Here is a 1815-nt window from a genome sequence, read left to right as displayed (position 1 = left end):
TATAAACCATCAATCTGTGTGGACACTCATCAGTGTAATCTTCGTATAAGGAGGTGATCCAGCGCCAGGTTCCCCTAGCGCTACCTTGTTACGACTTCACCCCAGTCATGAACCACAAAGTGGTGAGCGTCCTCCTCGAAAGGTTAAACTACCCACTTCTTTTGCAGCCCACTCCCATGGTGTGACGGGCGGTGTGTACAAGGCCCGGGAACGTATTCACCGTAGCATTCTGATCTACGATTACTAGCGATTCCGACTTCATGGAGTCGAGTTGCAGACTCCAATCCGGACTACGACGCACTTTTTGGGATTCGCTCACTATCGCTAGCTTGCTGCCCTCTGTATGCGCCATTGTAGCACGTGTGTAGCCCTACTCGTAAGGGCCATGATGACTTGACGTCGTCCCCACCTTCCTCCGGTTTATCACCGGCAGTCTCCCTGGAGTTCCCGACATTACTCGCTGGCAAACAAGGATAAGGGTTGCGCTCGTTGCGGGACTTAACCCAACATTTCACAACACGAGCTGACGACAGCCATGCAGCACCTGTCTTACAGTTCCCGAAGGCACTCCCGCGTCTCCGCAGGATTCTGTAGATGTCAAGAGTAGGTAAGGTTCTTCGCGTTGCATCGAATTAAACCACATGCTCCACCGCTTGTGCGGGCCCCCGTCAATTCATTTGAGTTTTAATCTTGCGACCGTACTCCCCAGGCGGTCTACTTAACGCGTTAGCTCCGAAAGCCACGGCTCAAGGCCACAACCTCCAAGTAGACATCGTTTACGGCGTGGACTACCAGGGTATCTAATCCTGTTTGCTCCCCACGCTTTCGCATCTGAGTGTCAGTATCTGTCCAGGGGGCCGCCTTCGCCACCGGTATTCCTTCAGATCTCTACGCATTTCACCGCTACACCTGAAATTCTACCCCCCTCTACAGTACTCTAGTGAACCAGTTTCAAATGCGGTTCCGAGGTTGAGCCCCGGGCTTTCACATCTGACTTAATCCACCACCTGCATGCGCTTTACGCCCAGTAATTCCGATTAACGCTCGCACCCTCCGTATTACCGCGGCTGCTGGCACGGAGTTAGCCGGTGCTTCTTCTGTCGCTAACGTCAAATGATGCTGCTATTAACAACACCACCTTCCTCACGACTGAAAGTACTTTACAACCCGAAGGCCTTCTTCATACACGCGGCATGGCTGCATCAGGCTTGCGCCCATTGTGCAATATTCCCCACTGCTGCCTCCCGTAGGAGTCTGGACCGTGTCTCAGTTCCAGTGTGGCTGATCATCCTCTCAGACCAGCTAGGGATCGTCGCCTTGGTGAGCCATTACCTCACCAACTAGCTAATCCCACCTAGGCATATCCTGACGCGAGAGGCCCGAAGGTCCCCCTCTTTGGCCCGTAGGCATCATGCGGTATTAGCCATCGTTTCCAATGGTTATCCCCCACATCAGGGCAATTTCCTAGGCATTACTCACCCGTCCGCCGCTCGCCACCCAAGGAACAAGTTCCTCTGTGCTGCCGCTCGACTTGCATGTGTTAGGCCTGCCGCCAGCGTTCAATCTGAGCCATGATCAAACTCTTCAATTAAAGTTTTGTTGGTCCTAAGACCGGCTCAATGAATACTGACTTCAAAACTGCTCTTACTCGAAAGTAAAAAAGTAATTTTAAAGCTATTGTTGTTCCAACAGAACAACAATGAATTGACTGTGCCAAAATCAAGTAAACTTGATTCTGATTGGTCACTCAGTTCATTGATAAATCTTTTTTGATTATCATCAACGAGTGCCCACACAGATTGATAGGTTTATATT

At 51.0% G+C, this 1815-nt stretch carries 1 rRNA gene; it reads right to left on the bottom strand.

Features of this window, described 5'->3' with window-relative positions:
- Window positions 1-46 precede the first annotated feature (46 nt).
- Window positions 47-1591: ribosomal RNA gene (locus PL85_RS16345) — 16S ribosomal RNA — on the bottom strand.
- Window positions 1592-1815 lie beyond the last annotated feature (224 nt).

The organism is Vibrio anguillarum (assembly GCF_001989995.2).
Lineage (GTDB): Bacteria > Pseudomonadota > Gammaproteobacteria > Enterobacterales > Vibrionaceae > Vibrio > Vibrio anguillarum.
Note: the sequence above shows the minus strand (reverse complement) of the source record. Positions and strands in the feature narration are given on the sequence as shown.